General features: G+C 45.0%; 17 protein-coding genes. 12 read left to right on the forward strand and 5 right to left on the reverse strand.

All coding sequences use genetic code 11. The features are described 5' to 3' along the window. Positions 1-68: 68 nt before the first annotated feature. Entirely contained in the window at positions 69-629 is a 561-nt protein-coding gene (locus ACED59_RS05960) for an NADAR family protein (RefSeq protein ID WP_017097197.1), read from the forward strand. Between the two features lie 209 nt (positions 630-838). Here ACED59_RS05960 and ACED59_RS05965 read toward each other — a convergent pair whose 3' ends face one another. Continuing rightward, positions 839-1,597 (reverse strand): ABC transporter substrate-binding protein, encoded by a 759-nt coding sequence (locus tag ACED59_RS05965; protein WP_017097196.1) that lies wholly within the window; start codon positions 1,595-1,597, stop codon positions 839-841. Between the two features lie 88 nt (positions 1,598-1,685). Between ACED59_RS05965 and ACED59_RS05970 the strand changes: the two genes are divergently transcribed. Then, positions 1,686-4,112 (forward strand): response regulator, encoded by a 2,427-nt coding sequence (locus ACED59_RS05970; RefSeq protein ID WP_017097195.1) that lies wholly within the window; start codon positions 1,686-1,688, stop codon positions 4,110-4,112. Between the two features lie 370 nt (positions 4,113-4,482). Next, complete coding sequence (locus ACED59_RS05975; RefSeq protein ID WP_017097194.1) at positions 4,483-5,142, forward strand: HAD family phosphatase; 660 nt, start codon at positions 4,483-4,485, stop codon at positions 5,140-5,142. A gap of 94 nt (positions 5,143-5,236) precedes the next feature. Here the strand turns inward: ACED59_RS05975 and ACED59_RS05980 are convergent, their stop codons facing one another. Continuing rightward, positions 5,237-5,419 carry a hypothetical protein gene (locus ACED59_RS05980; RefSeq protein ID WP_017097193.1) on the reverse strand — a complete coding sequence of 61 codons (183 nt, stop codon included), beginning with the start codon at positions 5,417-5,419 and terminating at the stop codon, positions 5,237-5,239. A gap of 83 nt (positions 5,420-5,502) precedes the next feature. On the opposite strand from ACED59_RS05980, the gene hppD reads away from it, so the two are divergent. Genes hppD through maiA form a run of 4 tightly spaced genes read left to right on the forward strand, consistent with a single transcriptional unit; the run spans position 5,503 to position 9,517 of the window. Further along, positions 5,503-6,576, forward strand: a complete 1,074-nt coding sequence (gene hppD, locus ACED59_RS05985) for a 4-hydroxyphenylpyruvate dioxygenase (RefSeq protein WP_017097192.1) — start codon at positions 5,503-5,505, stop codon at positions 6,574-6,576. Next, complete coding sequence (locus ACED59_RS05990) at positions 6,569-7,744, forward strand: homogentisate 1,2-dioxygenase (protein WP_371704838.1); 1,176 nt, start codon at positions 6,569-6,571, stop codon at positions 7,742-7,744. Before hppD ends, ACED59_RS05990 begins: the two co-directional genes overlap by 8 nt. Before the next feature lie 9 nt (positions 7,745-7,753). After that, positions 7,754-8,791, forward strand: a complete 1,038-nt coding sequence (locus ACED59_RS05995) for a fumarylacetoacetate hydrolase family protein (RefSeq protein ID WP_017097190.1) — start codon at positions 7,754-7,756, stop codon at positions 8,789-8,791. A 21-nt stretch (positions 8,792-8,812) separates the two neighbouring features. Continuing rightward, positions 8,813-9,517, forward strand: coding sequence for a maleylacetoacetate isomerase (gene maiA / locus ACED59_RS06000; RefSeq protein ID WP_371704837.1), 705 nt, complete (start codon positions 8,813-8,815; stop codon positions 9,515-9,517). Positions 9,518-9,752: 235 nt separating this feature from the next. Here maiA and ACED59_RS06005 read toward each other — a convergent pair whose 3' ends face one another. After that, entirely contained in the window at positions 9,753-10,682 is a 930-nt protein-coding gene (locus ACED59_RS06005; protein ID WP_017098807.1) for a carbamate kinase, read from the reverse strand. A gap of 528 nt (positions 10,683-11,210) precedes the next feature. Next, positions 11,211-13,232: an acetoacetate--CoA ligase gene (locus tag ACED59_RS06010; protein ID WP_017098808.1), complete on the reverse strand. Its 2,022-nt coding sequence runs from the start codon at positions 13,230-13,232 to the stop codon at positions 11,211-11,213. Between the two features lie 199 nt (positions 13,233-13,431). Between ACED59_RS06010 and phhA the strand changes: the two genes are divergently transcribed. From phhA to ACED59_RS06030, 4 genes are all read left to right on the forward strand, one after another. Beyond that, on the forward strand, positions 13,432-14,226 hold the full coding sequence (phhA, locus tag ACED59_RS06015) for a phenylalanine 4-monooxygenase (protein WP_009846042.1): 795 nt from the start codon (positions 13,432-13,434) through the stop codon (positions 14,224-14,226). Continuing rightward, on the forward strand, positions 14,216-14,554 hold the full coding sequence (locus ACED59_RS06020; RefSeq protein WP_017098809.1) for a 4a-hydroxytetrahydrobiopterin dehydratase: 339 nt from the start codon (positions 14,216-14,218) through the stop codon (positions 14,552-14,554). Before phhA ends, ACED59_RS06020 begins: the two co-directional genes overlap by 11 nt. A 283-nt stretch (positions 14,555-14,837) precedes the next feature. After that, the gene (locus ACED59_RS06025) at positions 14,838-15,047 is read left to right on the forward strand and encodes a DUF3283 family protein (RefSeq protein ID WP_004732615.1); all 210 of its coding nucleotides are present in this window, start codon (positions 14,838-14,840) and stop codon (positions 15,045-15,047) included. A gap of 96 nt (positions 15,048-15,143) precedes the next feature. Continuing rightward, a complete protein-coding gene (locus ACED59_RS06030; RefSeq protein WP_009846045.1) occupies positions 15,144-15,860 on the forward strand; it encodes a YebC/PmpR family DNA-binding transcriptional regulator in 717 nt (238 codons plus the stop codon). 179 nt (positions 15,861-16,039) lie between these two features. On the opposite strand, the gene ACED59_RS06035 is transcribed toward ACED59_RS06030, so the two are convergent. After that, positions 16,040-16,291 (reverse strand): DUF2798 domain-containing protein, encoded by a 252-nt coding sequence (locus ACED59_RS06035; protein WP_371704835.1) that lies wholly within the window; start codon positions 16,289-16,291, stop codon positions 16,040-16,042. 84 nt (positions 16,292-16,375) lie between these two features. On the opposite strand from ACED59_RS06035, the gene ACED59_RS06040 reads away from it, so the two are divergent. Then, complete coding sequence (locus ACED59_RS06040) at positions 16,376-17,278, forward strand: LysR family transcriptional regulator (protein ID WP_371694797.1); 903 nt, start codon at positions 16,376-16,378, stop codon at positions 17,276-17,278. Positions 17,279-17,280 lie beyond the last annotated feature (2 nt).

Consider the following 17,280-nt stretch of genomic DNA (forward strand, 5'->3'; position numbering starts at 1 on the left):
TGTCCTTCCTCTACATTACTTGTTCTCGACTAAAAACATGCCCTTGGCATACTCTTTAACTAAGTTGTTTGACAGTTATATGCAACGCCACTAATTTTAAAGTTAAAGCAAAAATATGCGATGTTGCTGGTAAGGAGAAGGCTATGTCTAATTCGGTGGCTAAAGCCAAAGAAGTGCTGTTCTATGAACCTGAAGATCCAAACGGGTACCTGTCAAATTTTGCCGCTTGTCCTATCAAAATCGACGATCAAGTTTGGGCAACCAGCGAGCATTATTATCAAGCGATGAAGTTTGCCTCTCAAGCGCTGCGTAACACCATTCTCGAAGCCTCGACTCCTGCTGAAGCATTCTCTTTAAGCCGTGATTATGAAGACCAAGTTCGGGAAGATTGGTATGACATTCGTGTTGAAGTGATGCAGTTCATTGTCACAGAGAAGTTCAGGCAGAACCCACAGTTTGCGTTGTTTCTTACTAATACCGGAGATTCGGTGATAAAAGAACATTCGCACAAAGACCACTTCTGGGGGGATGGTGGCGATGGAACCGGCGAGAACCATTTAGGCAAGATTCTGATGGCAGTACGACAAGAGCTTCGTACTCAGCAACTGCATTTGATTGCTGCACACTAATCCATTTACCTCCGTGGTTCCAAATTAAGTAGGTCGATTACAGGTAAACTCTTTTAGCCCTTATAGATGAATTAAAAAAGGCCGCCCTACTTAGCTTCTGTGCTAATCAGGGCAGCCTTTTAGGCTTAAGAGCGAGTTAGTCATCGAAGAGAGCTAAATTACGATACCTAAGCTATACCTTTATGCGAAGGTTACAACTGATGCTGTTGCTATAAGTAACTCTGTACGATGTCGTTGAGCTGACCATCGTCTTTCATTTGGTCGAGGCGCTGGTCGATGAAGCTCTGCAGTTTAGGATCCATCTCTGGGTCAAATGCTAAATGGATGGGGTAGTTATTGATCACTGAGCCAAACTCTTGCATCTGGTAGTCATCAATACTGAGTTTCTGCTCATTTAGGTTGTATTTGATTCGAGATTCCATTTCAACAAAAACGGTATCACCCGGAGCTCGGTTTAATACACGAAAAGCCGCGCTGTAATCTTTAACTCGAATCTCGTTAAGCTTACCTTGTTGGATATAAGGCTCTAGATTTGGATATTCAAACCCCACCAGTAATACTACCGCTTTTCCGTTTAAATCATCGATAGTGTTGAACTCAAATGGCTTCTTGCCGCTGCTAAGTAACACATGTTTTACATTGTAAATCGGATCTTTAGACAGGTTTACAGATTGGATATTTCCCCAACTTGGGCTGCCATAGGTGACCCAGTTTGGATTCTCTCTAGCGTCGAGCTTATCGACCATTCTGTTGAAAGGGTAGGTGTGGTAATCGATCTCGTATTGGCTGTCGTCAAATACGGCTTCAACAATATCCGAAACCATTCCTCTGTGAGATGACCCGTCAGTTTCGATCTGAAAAGGTTGCGCTTGGCTTGCAATAATGTAGTAGTGAACAGGTTCGCTTGCAAAAGCATAACTGCTTGAAAACAAACTGACTATGGATGCAACTATTAGATGTTTTTTCATAACCTTCCCTAGTTATTTGATGAATGACTACTATTATACTAGTTGAGTAATTGTAGTTTGCTAGGATAACAATAATGGTAATTTTTGTATGGTGAATAAAGGAAAACGCTATATTGGACTCTCCCGACAGTTGATCGGGGTAATCATCGCAATCAGTACCTTATTCACAGTCATAGTGACAGGTCTAGGTTTGTATGTGGAGTACCAAAATCGAGTTTCTTTTATCAGTTCTCAGATCGAACAGGTTAAGGATGGTTATCTTTCCGGCTTAACCGCCAGTTTGTGGGTTGAAGACCGAGAGCAACTGTTTGTGCAAGCTGAAGGTATCTCCCGCTTACCCTCGGTCAGTTATCTGTTAATAGAAAGCCCCGATGAAAAAATTTTAGAATTAGGTCAACAGACGTCCGGTCAGTCTTATTCTCAATCTTGGGATATGGTGCATCAGATGGGAGGCTCAGAGTTCCAACTGGCGACGCTCACGGTGCAGTCTGATCTGAGTATGATTCTCAACGACTTTGAAGATCGGGTATTATTATTGCTCGCCTTCGAAGCAGTTAAAATCTTCTTATTGTCTCTGGTGTGTTTAACCATCGTCTATCGCCTTGTAGTCAAGCGCTTAATGACCATGTCTTCTCAGATCAACCATCAACAGGTTGAAGACAACAAACCGCGATTTTTAACACCCACTAACTCTACCTACAGTGATGAGATCTCGACACTAGAGAGTAGCTACAATCAGTCGATTGAACGTATTCGCCAACAATACCAAGAATTGGAAAAAGCCAAAGATACTGCAGAGGTAGCGAACCGCAACAAGAGTGAGTTTCTTGCCAACATGAGCCACGAAATCCGCACTCCAATGAACGGGATTATCGGGCTTTCATCACTGCTTTCTGAAATGGATATGCCGAAAGAGCAAAAAGAGTATGTCGACATGCTTAACACCTCTTCGCTTACTCTACTCGATTTAATCAATGACATTCTCGACTACTCGAAGATTGAAGCGGGTCGTTTAGAGCTTCAGCAAGAGCCGATGAAAATGATGGGTATTGCTGCCGATGTAGAGTCGACCTTCAGAGTTAAAGCCGAGCAAAAAGGGCTCAAATTCCAACTGGCGATTGATCCTAAGATCCCAACCATGGTGATTGGTGATGGCACCCAGCTAAGACAAGTGCTGAATAACCTAGTCGGCAATGCCATCAAATTTACCGAACATGGTCATGTCATGCTCTCACTTCGTTTAGAAGAAGTCATAGAGCCGGAACAGAAGCTCAGAGTGAAATTTGAGGTGACCGATAGTGGTATTGGTATCGCAGAAGACAAACAACAATCGGTATTCGATAAGTTTCAACAAGCCGACGGCAGCACCACCCGCATCTACGGAGGCACGGGGCTTGGTCTTACGATATGCGATAAGATCGTGACCTTAATGGGCAGTAAGCTTGAGCTAACCAGTGTCGTAGGTAAGGGAAGTACATTCTACTTTACCGCAGACTTTGACCCGAGCTTAGACGTTGACGAGAGCAACATAGATTTTAATAAAGTCTCGGTACTTCTGGTTGATGACAGCCAGTTGAACATGCGTATTACCTCAACACAACTTCAATCATTCGGCGTTAAGTCTGAGTGCTGTGAAACCGCCACTCAAGCGTTAGAGCTTGTTTCAGAGTCTGTGGCGAAGTCGTTGCCTTATGATTTGGTGCTGATTGATAAAGTGATGCCGTCTATTGACGGATTCCAATTAGCAAGAAGTTTGATTGAGCGTTTTGACAAAGCTTGTCCGAAGCTAGTGATGATTTCTGCCGACCCTCGAAAACAAGATGAAGCACGCGCCAAACAAGTGGGTTTTGTTGCCTACATTGCTCGCCCTTATCAAGATAATCAGCTTAAATGGACGCTGAGTGAAGTCCTGGCGAGATCGGCTGATACCTCAACCTTTACCTATCCAAATCGAGGTGAGGTAGCGTTTAAAGATAATCAACCCGTGCCATTAACCAAATCATCGAGTTCTGTTGAAGCTACAACACCTGCTTCTGTTAGAACGACACAAATAGACAAACAAGCTCCAATCAAAGAAGAGCCAAAACCAGTGGCTGCTCCGTTTAGTGGTAAGGTTTTGGTCGTTGAAGATTCTAGAGTGAACCAACAAGTTGCCAAAATGATGCTTAAGAAGCTGGGGTTTGAGGTGGATATTGCAGACAACGGTGAAATTGGTGTCGAGAAATTTAAGGCCAATGACTATGTGATGATTTTCATGGATTGCCAGATGCCAGTTCTTGATGGTTTCGAAGCGACTAAGCAGATCCGAGCGCTCGAAGAAGGAACCTCTAAACACATTCCGATCGTTGCGCTGACGGCCAACGTCGTGCAACGAGATAAGCATTTGTGCTTCGATGTGGGTATGGATGAATTTTTACCAAAACCCGTCAATCAAGGGAAACTAAGAGAGATCGTTGCCAGTTTCTTGTCGAAAGGAACTGAGTCGAGCAAGGAACATGAGCAGAAAATCGTTTAGGTTCAATTAGCTGATGTCTCGCTAAAGCATATCCAACTCTATAAGAAACTCCGACAGAATCAGTCGGAGTTTCTTTTTTTTGCTAATGAGCACTTGGTTAGCTAATACACCTAGTTAGCGACATACACATAGTTATTTAAATACACATAGTTATTTAAATACATATAGTTAAATAACTATGTGTATCAATACTGATTGAATCCATAAGCTGTTGTATTTAAGAAAACAAGCATGTGGTGATTGTCATAGCCGTGAAATACAACTGCCACGAAAATATGCTCTTAATGTCACAATCCCGTTATAGCATGCAGCCAACTAGAACTATGGTTTAGTTTTAACCTTAACGAAATTCACCCCGTGAGAGCCTAAGATGTTCAAACCTTTGTATGTATTTGATATGGACGAAACACTGATCAATGCCGATGCAGCGATGCTTTGGAATGAGTTCTTGGTTGAAAGGGGCATTGCCACAGCGCCCAACTTTATTGAAGAAGATAAGCGCTTAATGGGTTTATATTCGGAAGGCAAATTGAACATGGAAGATTACCTAACATTTTCCATGCAGCCTTTGGCCGATATGCCAACAGAGCAAGTTACAGCATTGGTCGAAGAGTGTGTTGAACAGCATATTTTGCCTAAACAGTTCAAGCAGTCGAAACCCTTGATTGAGCAGCTTGAGAATGATGATATCGATATGTTGATCATCTCTGCCAGCGTGACTTTTTTAGTGGAAGCGGTGGGTCGCAAGATTGGTATTGAGAACGCACTTGGTATTGATTTGATTGAAAACCAAGGTCGCTTCACGTCTCAGATCTCAGGTGTACCAAGCTACCGTGAAGGCAAAGTGACGCGTTTAAAAGAGTGGTTAGACAATCAAGAAACCAACTACTCAGACATCCACTTTTATACGGATTCAATCAACGACTTACCTTTGTGTGAACACGCTGATTTTGCTTACCTAGTAAACCCATGCCCGCGTTTGAAAGCACTGGCTGATCAACCGAATTGGTCGATTCTCAACTGGGATTAACGCTGATCCCATCTTTGAATTAGGTTCTTTCTAGAACTCATCAAGCCGCTGACTACAGCGGCTTTTTTGCATCATCAGTCTAATGTTCGATTTATTACCTTAGCTGATAAAAGGATGTATGTAACAATTCAATAACATCTATTACTCTGCTGTAAATCAAACAACCATCTTTCAATCCCTTGATAGCACTCACTTTCTTGTGAATAGAGTTTATGTGTAACAAATATTTTACAAACTGACGGGCTTTTAGCGTTATTGTCCATTTCCTTCCATCCATTCCAATCTGTCGGCTTGTGAGCCAAATTTAATTAAGGACAAAAAACACACAACACAAAACCAATAGGTACAAGGAGAAAGTTCATGGTGGATACATACAACCCGCTTGGCACGGATGGATTCGAGTTTGTTGAATACACTGCCGTTGACCACAAGGGAATTGAGCAACTTAAAGCGCTGTTTGTGTCACTTGGTTTTGCTGAGATTGCCAAGCACCGCTCAAAAGAAGCTTGGTTGTATCGACAAGGTGACATCAACTTTATCGTCAATGAACAGCCACACAGCCAAGCGGAAGCGTTCGCCAAGGTGCATGGGCCATCGGTCTGTGGTATGGCTTTTCGTGTCAACGAAGCAACCGCTGCAATGGAGCAAGCATTCAAGGGCGGTGGTGAAGAGTACAAAACAGAAATAGGGCCGATGGAGCTAAGCATTCCTGCCATTTACGGCATCGGTGAAAGCCTGCTCTATTTTGTGGATCGCTATGGTAAGCAGAGTATCTATGACGTCGATTTCCGATTCTATGACGATGCGGAACAACGCATGGCTGAAGCCAATGTTGGCTTGTATGAAATCGACCATCTCACGCACAACGTCAAACAAGGCAATATGGATGTATGGTCTGGGTTCTATGAGCGTCTTGGCAACTTCCGCGAGATTCGCTACTTCGACATTGAAGGCAAGCTGACAGGCCTTGTGAGCCGCGCCATGACCTCACCGTGTGGCAAAATCCGAATTCCAATCAATGAGTCTTCCGACGACAAATCACAAATCGAAGAGTTTATTCGCGAATACAACGGCGAAGGCATCCAACACATCGCACTCGCCACCGATGACATCTACAAAACCGTGAAGACTCTGCGTGATCGCGGTATGGACTTTATGCCAACCCCAGATACCTACTACGAGAAAGTCGACGAGCGTGTAAAAGGCCACGGGGAAGACACCGATCTATTGCGTGACCTACGCGTTTTGATTGATGGCGCGCCGACCAAAGACGGCATCTTGCTGCAAATTTTCACACAGACGGTAATTGGTCCTGTGTTCTTTGAAATCATTCAGCGTAAAGGCAACGAAGGCTTTGGTGAAGGTAACTTCAAGGCGCTGTTTGAATCGATTGAAGAGGACCAGATTCGTCGAGGAGTATTAGACGATGCATAAATGGATCTCATTTCCTCATCGGGAGGGTGTGTGCTCTAAACAAGCGCACGCCGATTTTCCCGAAGAGGCAATTTATGAGCGAGAGGCGGGCCGAAGTGGATTCTTCGGCCCTGCCGCTCATTTTCACCACCAACATGCCCCAACAGGTTGGTCGGAGTGGGAGGGCGATCTGCGCCCTCGCGCTTTTGATTTTACGCTGGTGGAAAAAGCCAGCCAGATAACCCCTTGGGCGGTGCCTCATCTTTTGCACAATGCGGACTGCAAAATTCGCGTATGGCGCATGGATGACAAGATGGATTTCTTGGTGCGTAACTCCGATGGCGATGAGCTGCTGTTCATTCATCAAGGCAGCGCCGATCTCTATTGTGACTATGGTCATCTAGCGGTGAGTGAAGGGGATTACGTGATGATCCCGCGCTCGACCAACTGGCGTTTAGAGCCAAGCGAGCCGATGTTTATCTTGATGATTGAGAACACAGACGCGGCTTACTCCTTGCCAGAGAAAGGCATGGTCGGTAATCACGCGGTGTTTGATCCTGCGGTGCTCGACATTCCTTCAATCAATGATCAATTCCGCGCTCAATATTCAGAAAACCAGACTCAGTTTCAGGTGAAACGCCACGACAAAGTCAGCGTGATCACTTATCCGTTCAATCCATTGGATGCCATTGGCTGGCATGGCGACTTAGCGGTGGTGAAAGTGAATTGGCGTGATATCAGACCGCTGATGTCACATCGCTACCACTTGCCTCCTTCTGCGCACACCACCTTTGTGGGTGCAGGCTTTGTGGTGTGTACCTTTGTGCCACGCCCGATTGAGAGCGACCCAGGTGCATTGAAAGTGCCGTTCTACCACAACAATGACGATTATGACGAAGTGCTTTTCTATCACGCTGGTGACTTCTTCAGTCGCGACAACATTGAAGCGGGCATGGTGACTTTTCATCCGGCTGGGTTTACGCATGGGCCTCACCCTAAAGCCTTCAAGGCGGGTCAGGCGCATAAGAAGAAGTTTACCGATGAAGTCGCGGTGATGATCGATACTCGCCATGCGCTGCAGTTTTCTGATGAACTCGATAGCGTTGAGAACAAAGAATATGTCTACAGTTGGCAAGACACGGGTTTGCAAGAGACAGGTTCTCAAACCATGGCTGACGATAAGAAGTAAGGGACAAGGATGAAATTAGCAACCAAGAAAAATGGCACTCGCGACGGTCTATTGATGGTCGTAAGTAAAGATCTTAAACAATGTGTAGCTGCCACCGAAATTTTCCATGCGATGCATCTAGCGCCAACCATGCAGGTAGCATTGGATAACTGGGACAGCGTGGCTTCTCAGTTAGAAGAGTTATACACCTCGTTAAACAACGGACATGTCACAGGCAGTGAAGTGTTTGCACCTCAGTATTGTGAATCGCCTCTGCCACGCGCTTATCAATGGGCGGATGGCAGCGCGTATGTAAACCACGTTGAATTGGTGCGTAAAGCACGTGGTGCTGAAATGCCAGAAAGCTTCTGGGTCGATCCATTAATGTATCAAGGCGGCTCAGACGCGTTTATCGGCCCTCGTGACAATATCGAATTTGCCAGCGACGAATGGGGCATCGATTTCGAAGGTGAGGTCGCGATTGTGACCGGTGACGTGCCAATGGGTGCAAGTGCTAAACAGGCGCACGAGTCGATTCGATTACTGATGTTGGTGAACGATGTGTCGCTGCGCGGCTTGATTCCGGCTGAGCTCGCGAAAGGCTTTGGCTTCTTCCAGTCTAAACCGTCTTCGGCGTTTTCTCCGGTTGCGGTAACACCTGATGAGCTTGGCGAGCAATGGAGAGGCAGCAAGGTGCATCTGCCACTGACTTCAACCTACAACGACGCACCTTTTGGATGCCCGAATGCAGGTGTGGATATGACCTTCAACTTTGCAGAATTAGTTGTTCACGCTGCGAAAACTCGCCCACTATCGGCCGGTGCAATCATTGGCTCGGGCACGGTTTCCAATAAGCAAGGCACTGACCATGGCACCTCAATTGCCGAGGGCGGTGTGGGTTATTCATGCATAGCTGAAGTTCGTATGATTGAGACCATCCGCGATGGTAAACCTTCGACTCAATTTATGTCGTTTGGCGATTCGATCAAGCTTGAGATGTTTGATGCTGCAGGTCATTCTATTTTTGGCGCGATAGACCAAAAAGTGAGCCAGTATCGAGCGCTATAATCCACATAATAGGATTTCTGTATGAGCGAGAGCATCGTGAACAAGAACATTATACTTTACGGTTACTGGCGCTCGTCCGCAGCCTATCGAGTGCGTATTGGATTGAACCTAAAGCAACTCAACTATGAGTCGAAATCGGTGCATTTGGTGCGTAATGGCGGCGAGCAACATGATCCACAATATCGCGAACTCAATGCCAGTGAGTTAGTGCCTGTGCTGGTGGATGGTGACGTTCAACTCAATCAGTCACTGGCTATTCTTCAGTATCTCGATGAGCACTATTCTTGTGAGAGTAGCCCGGAAGTCTCGCTGATTCCTGAGCAAACACCACTGCGCTATCAAGCACTGGCGATGGCTCAGGATATTGCCATGGAAATTCATCCTCTTAATAACCTGCGCGTGTTGCAATATTTGGAGCGAGAATTGTCGTGCGAGCAAGAGGCGAAAATGGATTGGCTTCGTTACTGGATGAGCCAAGGGTTTTCAGCGTTAGAAGAGAAGCTGGCCAAACACCGAAAAACACACGGTGATTCGGTGTATAGCCTCACGGGTTCGCCTTGTATCGTAGACATTTGCTTAGTGCCGCAGGTGTATAACGCGCTGCGCTTTGGCGTTGATATGTCGCCTTATCCGCTGATCAACTCGATTGTCGAAGCGTGTAATCAGTTACCAGCCTTTATTGATGCGATGCCAGAGAACCAAGCGGATGCAAATGCACCGATGTGAACGTATTGAATTGTTTTTTAATGAACTGGAAACGTTATTTGGATTAAATCACGTTATAATTAAGATTGGGTATATTTAAAGATATTATGTATTAATTCTTTTCGGGTTTAATTTCCAAAATTATGAATACTTATCTCATCTAGCATTAAACGGTCCGAATAAAACAAGCCTCATTATAATTAAATAAGAGGCTTGTAATATAATTTATATTAGTGGTGATTATCATTCGACAATATTAATAATAAACAACACCTTCGCCTTTTGTAATCAGAGTACCAGCTTCATTGGTAATTATTTTATCTAAATCAAATAATGAACCAATCGCCGCATGACCCAATCCAGCTTCAACGAACTTACACACGGCATCAATTTTTGGTCCCATAGAACCGGCAGGGAATGAAAACTCTGCTAAACCAGCAGGCGTTGCTTGCTTCATTTCTGCTTGGTCTTCTTTACCATAGTTACGGAAAATCGAACCATCGGTTAAGATAATAAATAAATCGGCATGGATTTTTTCAGCCAGTAGTTCAGCCGTAAGATCTTTGTCAATTACGCACTCTACGCCAGTACTCTTACCTTGCTCAATACTCACGGGAACACCGCCGCCGCCACAAGCGATAACAAGGTTTTCTGTATCTAGAAGAGTTTCAATTTGCTGAATTTCAACAATGCTTTTTGGCATAGGAGAAGGCACAACGCGTCGGTAGTACTCGCCATCAGCTTTAAACTGCATTGTGCTTTGAGCCATTAATTCTTTAGCTCGTTGCTCTGTATATACAGGCCCAACAAATTTTGTCGGGTTAGCAAACGCAGGGTCTTTTTTGCATACTTCAGTTTGCGTGACTAGCGTCGCTACGTCTAATTCAGGGTCAATGTTTCTTAGCTCTTGTTGTAGCATGTAGCCCACCATGCCACAGGTTTGAGAGCCGAGTACATCCATTGGGTATGGGGTAGTCTCTGGCGAATATTCGCTATAAGCCGCGTTTTGTTCCATCAACAAACCTACTTGTGGGCCATTACCATGAACGATAACAATCTCATGCTCGCGTGCGATCGCGGCAATACTCGCCGCTGATTTTATTATATTTTCACGTTGGTTCTCAGCCGTTAATGCTTGGCCTCTTGCTAAAAGAGCGTTACCGCCTAAAGCTAATACTATGCGCATGATAATGTCTCCGATCATTTGATAATGATTTTATTTATTTTACGTAGGGATTAACCGCTTGTTTCTAATTAAATTCAAGCTTATTAATAGGAGTGACTAGTTTTTTTTAATTACTCTTAAGTAAGTAACATGCCGAGATAGTATGGGAAAATAACTGTTCTAAATGTGATAGTTATCAAATTATCATTTCACTAGAAATGGGGCTGTGGAAACGGGAGTTATTGTAATTCGATTAAATATCCATAAGCTTGGATACAATTCAGTGGTGGACTCTTTTTTTGTATAAATGATTCGTCTTTAGTGAATATTATCTCTGGCTATAAAATGATTAATTTTCAAATTTTGTTTTAAATATGACGTTCAGATCGCATTAAGATCTTTAGAAAAGGCACGAAGCCAAACAGATGAGAGGGTTCATGAGCTCAAAGAGTGGCTTCGATTTAGTTTTCAATCGGCTGCCTTTACTCTAGATGTTATCTGACAACCAAGTGAAAATTGGAGATAGTTAGCCACTTTCTAAGGCTAAAGCTAAAGCGAAACAACGCGCTTTATCTCTTTCAAAACCTCGGCGTTAGCAATTGCCCCGAGGTTTTCTACATCCTTACCATTTACAACCTGTTTCACCGCCAACTCCACCAGTTTGCCAGAGCGTGTTTTTGGTACATCGCTGATCGCAAATATCTGGCTTGGCACATGCCTTGGTGAGCAAGATGATTTGAGTTTACTTCTGATGGCTGTCAGTAACGTTTCATCTAGACTCACATCTTGCTGCAGTTGGACAAACAGCCATATCTGCTCATTGCGGTCGATGTCTTTGCCGACTGCTATCGAATCCACAATGCCTTCAATAGTGTTCACTTGCTGGTAGATCTCAGCGGTACCAATTCGCACGCCACCGGGGTTGAGTGTGGTGTCGCCTCGCCCATAGAACAGGTAGCCGCCATGTCCGCTCTGTGCGACTTCATCTCCGTGATGCCACACATTATCGAACCTATCCCAATAGGTGTTGTGATAGCGCTCTCCGGTGTCATTCCAGAAGCCAACAGGGAAGTTGGGTAGGGAGTTGGTACACACCATTTCGCCACGTTCGTGATCGACCTTGTGACCAGAAGAGTTGAACACCTTGATGTCGACGCCGAGCCCTGCCTGTTGGAACTCACCACGATACACCGGCGAGATAGGGTTGCCTAAAACAAAGCAGCCACAAATATCCGTGCCGCCAGAAATAGACGCCAAATGTAGGTCTTGCTTGATGTGTTTGTAGACGTAATCGAATTGCTCAGGGTAGAGCACTGAACCCGTCGAGCACAGTGTTCTTAAGTGGGGAAGAGAGTGGCTGTCGATCGGTGAGAGTTCCGCTTTCTCAATCGCTTCTAGGTACTTGGCTGAGGTGCCAAATGTCGATACATCAGCTCGCTGCGCTAAATCCCACAGAACGCTAGGTTGCGGATAAACCGGGCTACCATCAAAGATCACCAAACAAGCCCCGCTGGCGAGCGCAGAGACGTGCCAGTTCCACATCATCCAACCACAAGTGGTGTAGTAGAACACGCGATCTCTTGGTTTAATATCGCAGTGAAGTTGATGCTCTTTTAGGTGGTTGATGATGGTGCCGCCAACAGAATGCACAATACATTTTGGCTTGCCGGTGGTGCCAGAAGAGTAGAGTACAAACAGAGGTTCATTGAAGCCGACACGAGTAAATCGAAGAGGTTTTGGTTGATACTGATTGATGATGCTGTGCCAGTTTTGGAGTGACACGTCATGCTCAAAATCATTGTTCTTTAAATAGCCGATCTGACACACCTGTTTTAATTCGTTTAAGTGTTCGATGATTTCACGGTTTTTGTCCGTCATATCGAACGTCTTGCCATTGAAGGTGTAGCCGTCACAGGTGAAAAGCACCTTAGGTTTCACTTGGCCAAAGCGCTCAATCACGCTCTCGACGCCAAAATCAGGCGAAGTCGATGTCCAAATCGCACCCAAGCTAGTAGTTGCCAACATCGCAATCACGGTTTGAGGAAGATAAGGGGTATAAGCAGCAACTACATCACCTTGTTGAACACCTATATCGACAAGCCATTGTTGAACGTTAGATACTTCCTTACACAAGTTTTGCCATGTGTAGCTTTGATGCTCGCCACGCTCATTCTCAAACCAAATCGCAAGCTCGTTTGGTAACGTTTTTGATGAGTGCAGCAAGTTTTCGGCGTAGTTAACTTGAGCATTCGGAAACCACACCGCATCGCGATTCGATTTTGACTGTTGCCAACGGCTCTCGCCTTGAGTTTTGATGAGCTCTCTTTGTGCGTTATCAATACTGTCTTGCGAGCCCACCATTCCACAAAACTGCCAAACGTTCTGCCAAAACGACTCGGGATGTTCCACAGACCATTGATGAAGCTCCGTGTAGTTTTTCCATTCCGTCTCTAGCCCTAAGTCTTGTGGCTTTAATCCTGACAGAGTGAGGCTATCCATAAATCGGGTTACGTTGGCGTGTGCGATACGCTGGTCGCTAGGCTGCCAAATTGGCTTATTGCTTTCGTGCATTCCTTTACCTTTAACAAAATGTTAACGATTTCAGTCTGGTATTTAGGTTTTACAAAGTCAAAAGATCAGCAAAATAAGGGTGCGTCGGAACTGTGTAAACAAAATGTTACACAATCGCTTGTTTCGAAAAATCGCGCAAATTGGCGGATATAAGGAGTGGAGATAGGCTTAAAGTGAGACATTCGAAAGGAGGTGTGTAATGACTCAATATCATTCTAAGCCCGTGAGCCAAGAGGGATGGGTTGAGTGGAGCCTCGAAGAAGACGCCATTTGGCACGACTTAGTGAAAAGGCAACTGGACGCCATTAATGACCGCGCATGCGATGCTTATTTGCACGGTTTGACCCTGCTGGATCTGCCATTAGACAGAGTCCCTCAGCTTCCAGAGATAAATAAGGTGCTAATGGAAACAACAGGTTGGCAGGTTCAGCCTGTGCCCGCATTGATCGATTTCGACCGATTCTTTGATTTGCTCGCTAATAAAAAATTCCCAGTTGCGACATTTCTGAGAACGCGAGATGAGTTCGATTACTTACAAGAACCTGATTTCTTTCATGAAATTTTCGGCCACTGTGCCATGCTCACCAATGCCGATTTCGCGGCTTTCACTGAGCATTATGGAAAACTAGGCCAAGCCGCTACATCTAAACAGCGCGCCTATCTTGCCCGTTTGTATTGGTTTACGGTTGAGTTCGGTTTAGTAAAAGAGGGACAAAAACTGAAAATTTACGGCGGTGGTATTCTCTCGTCTCCGGCGGAAACCATGTATGCATTGGGTGGTGATTTGGCGGTTCGTGAGCGGTTCGATCTGCAAACAGTGTTAAGAACTCCTTATCGTATCGACATCATGCAGCCGAAATATTACGTGATCGACGAGCTGTCTGAGCTCTTCCAAATCAGTCAGGAAAACCTATTACAGCAAGCTGATCTCGCCATCGATGCGGGGTTACTACCACCACTTTTTGAACCCAAGGAACCAACACATGTTGAATGAACAAAAATGCGAAGCCTGCAGTATCGACGCGATTGCCCTAAGTAAAGACGAGCAACAGTCTTTATTGTTGGAGTTGTCTGATTGGCAAATCATCGAAAGAGACAGCATCCCACAGCTTGAGAAGGTGTTTAAGTTTAAGAACTACAAACAAGCGTGGGCATTCAGCAACAAAGTGTCAGAATTGGCGGAAGAAGAGTTTCACCACCCTTCGATCTTACTGGAGTGGGGCAAAGTCACCGTCACTTGGTGGAGCCACTCAATCAAAGGTCTGCACAAAAATGACTTCATCTGCGCCTCACGTTGCGATGTGTTCGCCGTGAGTGAATAGACTTTTGGGGTTCGAGGAGGCGTCTTTCTTGGTTCTGTGATGCGATTATCTAATTATTCGGCTCATTAGGTGAGTCGAATAACTGTTTAAACGGCTCATGGTATGAGTTGAATAAGCGATACTTTCTCATCAAGGGTATAACTTCTCTCAAACTAGCTTGACCTGCATCAGCGACTTGATGGTTTCTCGTCCTACAACCCCCACTATTGCTCATAGTATTGGTTTTATGAGGCTGCTCTATGATATATTTCTCGGCCAAGCGTATTACAGACGAAGGCTAATAATGTCTATCAACCTTTCACTCCTTCCACCCAGTGAGAAAAATAAAATCGAACTGGATAAGCAAGCATCGTTTCTTGTTTGGAAACTGAAGCAAGCGAAATGTGGCCCTGAAGCCATTGTTGAAGAAGCAATGAAGCTAGGTGATCCAGAAGAAAAGGCTTGGTTTGATCAGTCTGTTGAAAAATACAAACGGGTAATGGGTGTCGCATAAACGCAGATAAACCTTACCCAGCAAAGCTGTTGAATTGAAATGACACAGTAATTTGCTAGAATTTGCACCGTTAATTGAATCAGAGAGAAGATCCCGATGGGAAGAAGTTTTGAAGTGCGCAAGGCCTCAATGGCGAAAACTGCAGGCGCAAAAATTAAAGTTTATTCTAAATACGGTAAAGAGATTTACGTACTGGCTAAGAACGGTAGCTCTGACCCAGACATGAACTTACCTCTTAAGCACCTGATTGCTAAAGCGAAGAAAGACCAAGTACCCGCTCACGTTATCGACAAAGCGATCGATAAAGCGAACGGCGGCGGCGGTGAAGACTTCCAACCAGCTCGTTACGAAGGTTTTGGCCCAGGTGGCACAAGCGTAATCGTTGACTGTCTAACTGACAACGGCAACCGTACTTTCCAAGACGTTCGCCAATGTTTCGTTAAAACTGGCGCGAAAATCGGTGTTGAAGGTACTGTTTCTCACATGTTCGCTCACCAAGCTGTATTCCAGTTTGCAGGCGAAGATGACGAGATCATCCTAGAAACGCTGATGATGGAAGACGTAGACGTGACTGACGTTGAGCTAGAAGACGGTGTTATCACTGTATTCGCTCCAACGACTGAGTTCTTCAAAACGAAGACAGCACTAAACGCTGCGTTCCCAGACCTAACGCTAGACGTCGAGGAAATCACTTTCGTTCCTCAAACAACTACGCCAGTAGCTGAAGAAGATTCTGAGAAATTCCAGAAGTTCTTAGACATGCTTGACGACTGTGATGACGTTCAGCAGGTTTACCACAACGCTGAGCTGTAATATCAATCTATAATTGATAGCTTTGCTCTTGTGAGTAGAATGTAGAATACAAAAAACCGAGCCTAGTGCTCGGTTTTTTTATGGGCGTAATTCAGACGTTTATCCGTGAGAATGACTCTTTGATCGCAACCCCTTGATGGCAGCTTCTAGATCATAGCTCCTAGAGCATAAGTCCTTGATCATCGTTCCGTGACATCAGGTATGCAAAGCGCTCTCGGGCGACAAATCCATGCTGAGAGTTTTCTGATCAAAGGAAGCACGGTGAGGTTGAGCGTGATAGCACACGGCCAAGCAATGAAAAAGCTTTGTAGCCAGATTGGCGGCCACTCGGGGCTGAATCCCATTTTGTAGCCAGAAATTAACCCAGACATGATAGTCGCCATGGTCAGGGAGGATAAAATCGCGGTTACCCAAAATTGTTTGTTGTTCATACTGTGTTCTCCCGTGATTTTCTGTTGTTGATGAGATAAGGTTACATCTATCCATTAATGAGAAAAATAGGCACATATAGAAGTATGAATTCCATATTTGGAAACATTGATGATCTGTTCTTATTCTGTGCAGTGGTTGAAGAGGGCTCTTTGCTATCGGCTTCTAAACGGCTGCAACTCCCAGTGTCGACTATGTCGCGTAGGCTAACCGCATTGGAAGATCGCCTGAATATCCGACTTTTAGAAAAGAAAGGTCGTGAGCTGGTGGCCACCAAAGACGGCGAGGCGGCCTTTTCTGCACTGAGCAGCGGCATGGAGTCGATTCATCAGGGCTTTAATAGCTTGCTAGAAGAGCGTGACGCTATTCAAGGCAAGATAAAGCTCGCCGTACCTCACAACTTCTATAGTGGCTTTTTAAGGTCGATGGTAGAGCAATTCCTCACTCAATATCCGAACGTTCAGCTCGACCTTACCTTGAGCCAGCAACAGTTTATCCCGCAGACCGACCGTGACTTACTGATCACGTTTAAGATCTCAGAGATGGAAGGCATGATTGCTCGTCCACTTTTCAAAGCCAAACACGGATTTTTCGCGAGCCAAGAATACTTAGATTCGCGTGAGACGATTGAAAAGCCGGACGACCTAGAGCTTCAAGACTGGATCAACGTTGATGATGTGTTTGATATGCCACTCTACAAATCCGACCGCTTGGAACAGATGATCACGATTAAACCCAAGTTCATTGTCAACGATATTCATGCGGTAGCGGCGGCCGCGCAAAAAGGCTTGGGGCTTGCTTCATTGCCTTTTCGTCATGTATCCCCTGAGATGAATTTGATTCAAGTGCTCCCTGAGTATCATCGGGGTGATCGCCAAGCGTATTTAGTGTACAAAGAAAGAAAATATCAGCCAAAGGCTTTGACCCTGCTTATTGATGCGTTGATTGAGAGTGTTCGATCTTTTCATAGCGATGACTTGGTCAAATAAAA

This window comes from Vibrio sp. FF266, assembly GCF_041439695.1.
Classification (GTDB): Bacteria; Pseudomonadota; Gammaproteobacteria; order Enterobacterales; family Vibrionaceae; genus Vibrio; species Vibrio tasmaniensis_A.

Bases quoted from the DNA above. Each gene is read 5' to 3' on its own strand.
- ACED59_RS06010 (WP_017098808.1), bottom strand. From the start codon at position 13,232: ATGCACGAAAGCAATAAGCCAATTTGGCAGCCTAGCGACCAGCGTATC.
- phhA (WP_009846042.1), top strand. From the start codon at position 13,432: ATGACTCAATATCATTCTAAGCCCGTGAGCCAAGAGGGATGGGTTGAG.
- ACED59_RS05975 (WP_017097194.1), top strand. From the start codon at position 4,483: ATGTTCAAACCTTTGTATGTATTTGATATGGACGAAACACTGATCAAT.
- ACED59_RS06020 (WP_017098809.1), top strand. From the start codon at position 14,216: ATGTTGAATGAACAAAAATGCGAAGCCTGCAGTATCGACGCGATTGCC.
- ACED59_RS06025 (WP_004732615.1), top strand. From the start codon at position 14,838: ATGTCTATCAACCTTTCACTCCTTCCACCCAGTGAGAAAAATAAAATC.
- ACED59_RS05980 (WP_017097193.1), bottom strand. From the start codon at position 5,419: ATGGATGGAAGGAAATGGACAATAACGCTAAAAGCCCGTCAGTTTGTA.
- ACED59_RS06005 (WP_017098807.1), bottom strand. From the start codon at position 10,682: ATGCGCATAGTATTAGCTTTAGGCGGTAACGCTCTTTTAGCAAGAGGC.
- ACED59_RS06030 (WP_009846045.1), top strand. From the start codon at position 15,144: ATGGGAAGAAGTTTTGAAGTGCGCAAGGCCTCAATGGCGAAAACTGCA.
- ACED59_RS06040 (WP_371694797.1), top strand. From the start codon at position 16,376: ATGAATTCCATATTTGGAAACATTGATGATCTGTTCTTATTCTGTGCA.
- hppD (WP_017097192.1), top strand. From the start codon at position 5,503: ATGGTGGATACATACAACCCGCTTGGCACGGATGGATTCGAGTTTGTT.
- ACED59_RS05990 (WP_371704838.1), top strand. From the start codon at position 6,569: ATGCATAAATGGATCTCATTTCCTCATCGGGAGGGTGTGTGCTCTAAA.
- ACED59_RS05995 (WP_017097190.1), top strand. From the start codon at position 7,754: ATGAAATTAGCAACCAAGAAAAATGGCACTCGCGACGGTCTATTGATG.
- maiA (WP_371704837.1), top strand. From the start codon at position 8,813: ATGAGCGAGAGCATCGTGAACAAGAACATTATACTTTACGGTTACTGG.
- ACED59_RS06035 (WP_371704835.1), bottom strand. From the start codon at position 16,291: ATGAACAACAAACAATTTTGGGTAACCGCGATTTTATCCTCCCTGACC.
- ACED59_RS05965 (WP_017097196.1), bottom strand. From the start codon at position 1,597: ATGAAAAAACATCTAATAGTTGCATCCATAGTCAGTTTGTTTTCAAGC.
- ACED59_RS05970 (WP_017097195.1), top strand. From the start codon at position 1,686: ATGGTGAATAAAGGAAAACGCTATATTGGACTCTCCCGACAGTTGATC.